This window comes from Pseudomonas sp. GM55 (assembly GCF_000282395.1).
GTDB lineage: Bacteria > Pseudomonadota > Gammaproteobacteria > Pseudomonadales > Pseudomonadaceae > Aquipseudomonas > Aquipseudomonas fluorescens_CC.
In genome coordinates this window covers 1-3,244 of the sequence record NZ_AKJJ01000126.1, presented here as the reverse complement: position 1 = coordinate 3,244, position 3,244 = coordinate 1, and the positions used below count along the sequence as shown (strand labels likewise).

The window sequence follows — 3,244 nt, the reverse complement described above, 5'->3', positions numbered from 1 at the left end:
TTGCTGGCGATGGACTCAAGTGCGCCGCGTTTATCCAGTTCACACGCGTTATCGTTAACGACCATCGCCAGCAAGCCGGCTCCTACAAGGGACCGTGCCCACGCTGAAAATGAAGTGACCTCTGAAAACCCCAAAAAAAGCCCCGCTGTTTCAGCGGGGCCTGACGAGTCCGTTACCAGCGACCGTAGTGATGGCCGTAGTAGCCACGAGGAGGGCCGTAGTAGCCACGGGGTGGGCCGTAATAAACCGGAGCAGGGCCGTAGTAGATCGGTTGTTGCACGTAGACCGGAGCCGGCTGGTAGTAAACCGGAGGCGGTGGTGCGTAATAAGCCGGCGCGGGCTGGTAATAGACCGGTTGCGGTGCGACATAGACCGGTCGGTTCGCGTTGATCAGGGCCGAGCCGACAATGGCAGTACCGACAATCGCGCCAAACACCGCCGGGCCTTGCCAGTAATTACCACCACCATGGGCTTGCGCCTGTCCTGCGATAGCAAGGGCGCCGATCAGCAAGGCTACTGTGGGGACTTTACGGATCATGATAGCTCCTCGGTTCTTCAGCCCGGCGCTTGTGTCTGCAACAGACCCAAGGATTGTCGCGGGGATACTTCTAAGACAGCGTTTTTCTGAAAAACAGCACGGCCGTTGGGTAAATTTTGTGTAAGGTCTGTACCGACTTTCTTACCGACCTGTTCAAGCCCTTGCGCACAGGCTTATATGATCGATCAGAACCCGATGGGGGGCTAATCCCGTCCATCCGAAAAGTGCATTTGAAGGAGCTTCCCCATGCAGATGAACCCCAACAAAGACACCCAGCTGTGCATGTCCCTTTCAGGACGTCCCGGGAACTTTGGTCTGCGTTTTCATAATCATCTGTATGAGCAGCTGGACCTGAATTTTTACTACAAGGCCTTTGCCAGCGAGGACCTGCCGGGTGCCGTTGCCGGCATTCGCGCCCTGCGGATTCGTGGCTGTGGCGTGTCGATGCCGTTCAAGGAAGCCTGCATTGCCCTGGTGGATGAACTCGACGCGTCTGCCGCCGCCATTCAATCGATCAACACCATCGTCAACACCGACGGCCACCTCAAGGCCTACAACACCGATTACATCGCCGTTGCCCAGTTGCTGGAAAAACACCAGGTGCCCAAGGACTCGACCTTTGCCTTGCGCGGCAGCGGCGGCATGGCCAAGGCCGTGGCGAGCGCCTTGCGCGATGGCGGGTATGAACACGGCCTGATCGTGGCCCGCAACGAGCGCGCCGGGCGGGCGCTGGCGCAGTCGTTGGGGTATGAGTGGCAAGCCGAACTGGGCAATCGCCGCCCGCAGATGCTGGTCAACGTCACCCCGATCGGCATGACGGGAGGAGCGGAGGCCGATCAACTGGCGTTTGATCCTGACGTGATCGAAAAAGCGGAAACTGTATTCGATGTGGTGGCGATTCCCTCGGAAACACCATTGATCGTGCGTGCTCGTGCCGAAGGCAAGCGGGTCATTACCGGCCTGGAGGTGATCGCGATCCAGGCACTGGAGCAATTTGTGCTCTATACCGGTGTACGGCCGACAGACGAGCAATTCCACAAGGCCGTAGCGTTTGCCCGCAGCTAGGAGGTTCCATGCATCCGCCCATTCTCAATCTGGATTCGGTCGAGCTTGAACCGTTGCCCGAAGCGTTTGCGCCGACGGGTGAAACCGCCGGTCGCTATCAACAGCGTCTGGCCCGTGTCGGTCAGCAACTGGGGGCACAAAAGCTCGGTTATCGTTTGTATGTGCTGGAGCCAGGCATGCGTGGCAGCCCGTTTCACAGTCATCGGGTCAATGAGGAAATGTTCTACGTCGTGGCCGGTCAAGGAGAAGTCCGCCTGGGAGCCGAACGCTTTCCAATCCGCGCCGGTGATGTGATCGCCTGCCCACCGGGCGGGCCTGAAAAGGCGCACCAGATCATCAATACCAGTAACGGCGAGTTGCGCTACCTGGCCATCAGCACCCAGCAATCACCGGAGATCTGTGAATACCCCGATTCCGGCAAATACGCCGTGATGGATGACTTCAAGGTGGATGCCGAGGGTAATGCCTCGGGTTTTGTTGCGGTGGCCCGCCAGGCCGATGGGGTGGATTACTGGGACGGCGAGTAACCACTGGCACCGTCATATCCCTGTAGGAGCGAGCTCGCTCGCGATGGACGCCCAGACGACGCGCTCATTCAGACGGCACACGTTATCGTTGACATCCATCGCGAGCGAGCTCGCTCCTACAGGTTTTGTGTCAGGCAAACTTGCAAGCTATTCCAGCCGTGCCAGTCTTTCTTCCAGCGCCGCAATCCGCGCTTCCAGTTCTTCGATCCGTTCAACCGAAACCCCGCCACTGCCACGCTCGGTCGGGTTATTCCGTGCCGCCATGATCGCCTCGATATCCGCCGGGTCGCCCAAGGCGTGGGTATAGCGGTCCTCGCGCTGGCCGGCCTGACGCGGAATCAGCACGGCCAGGCCCCGGGCAATCAGGCGTTCGAGTTGATGCACAACCTGTTCGGCATCTTCGAATTCATGCATGCGGCCGCTGCGGGTCAGCAGTTCATTGACGGTCTGCGGGCCGCGCAGGAACATCAGCCCGGTCAGGATGACCTGCGCCGGCACCAGTTCCAGGGCCTTGTCGACCTTGTGCTCCCAGCGGTCGGCGCGGCTGCCCATCACCAGTTTGGCGAAGCCGCGTCCTTCGAGGGCGCGCAGGCTTTGGCCAACCTGGCCTTGTGTGAGGTTCATCACCGGCTCGCGACTGGTTTTCTGGTTGCAGGCAATCACCAAGGCATTGAGGGTCAAGGGATAGGTTTCCGGGCTGGTGGCCTGTTTCTCGATCAACGAGCCCAGGATGCGGATTTCCGTGGTATTGAGCCGGGGCTCATCGAAAGTCGTCTCTTGCTCAGCGCTCATGGTTCTGCGTCCTTACCCGATTCATGTTTTTCACTTGCGTGGGTGCACTTTAGATGGGCAGGCGCCAAGCGCAACAGAATTCGCTACGTCATCAGGGGAATGATGACAAAAAGTGTATGAAATATTAACGCCATTTTTACAATTGGCCGGGCACCGTATGCGGGGTCGCGCGCGAGTGCGTCCATAGGGCGGGTATTGTTGGCGTCATCGCCCTGAACAGCTGAACCCTGCATCGAGTCGGCCGGTGTACTACACCTTCATTCGCCTCTGATAAAGAAATCCAATAAAGGCGAGAGTGACTCCATGAGCCAAGACATTTTTG

At 58.8% G+C, this 3,244-nt stretch carries 4 protein-coding genes; 2 read left to right on the top strand and 2 right to left on the bottom strand.

Annotated features, from left to right (window positions below; all coding sequences use genetic code 11):
* Nucleotides 1–172: 172 nt before the first annotated feature.
* A complete protein-coding gene (locus PMI31_RS25385) occupies nt 173–538 on the bottom strand; it encodes a hypothetical protein (RefSeq protein ID WP_008022243.1) in 366 nt (121 codons plus the stop codon).
* Between the two features lie 246 nt (nt 539–784).
* On the opposite strand from PMI31_RS25385, the gene PMI31_RS25380 reads away from it, so the two are divergent.
* Together PMI31_RS25380 and PMI31_RS25375 are read left to right on the top strand one after the other, a co-directional pair.
* Nucleotides 785–1,603, top strand: coding sequence for a shikimate 5-dehydrogenase (locus PMI31_RS25380; RefSeq protein ID WP_008022241.1), 819 nt, complete (start codon nt 785–787; stop codon nt 1,601–1,603).
* Nucleotides 1,604–1,611: 8 nt separating this feature from the next.
* Entirely contained in the window at nt 1,612–2,130 is a 519-nt protein-coding gene (locus tag PMI31_RS25375; RefSeq protein WP_008022239.1) for a cupin domain-containing protein, read from the top strand.
* A gap of 147 nt (nt 2,131–2,277) precedes the next feature.
* Here PMI31_RS25375 and PMI31_RS25370 read toward each other — a convergent pair whose 3' ends face one another.
* On the bottom strand, nt 2,278–2,922 hold the full coding sequence (locus tag PMI31_RS25370; protein ID WP_008022237.1) for a YceH family protein: 645 nt from the start codon (nt 2,920–2,922) through the stop codon (nt 2,278–2,280).
* Between the last annotated feature and the right edge of the window lie 322 nt (nt 2,923–3,244).

Excerpts from the sequence above, each read along its gene's own strand:
- PMI31_RS25385 (WP_008022243.1), bottom strand. The coding sequence starts at position 538 with ATGATCCGTAAAGTCCCCACAGTAGCCTTGCTGATCGGCGCCCTTGCT.
- PMI31_RS25380 (WP_008022241.1), top strand. The coding sequence starts at position 785 with ATGCAGATGAACCCCAACAAAGACACCCAGCTGTGCATGTCCCTTTCA.
- PMI31_RS25375 (WP_008022239.1), top strand. The coding sequence starts at position 1,612 with ATGCATCCGCCCATTCTCAATCTGGATTCGGTCGAGCTTGAACCGTTG.
- PMI31_RS25370 (WP_008022237.1), bottom strand. The coding sequence starts at position 2,922 with ATGAGCGCTGAGCAAGAGACGACTTTCGATGAGCCCCGGCTCAATACC.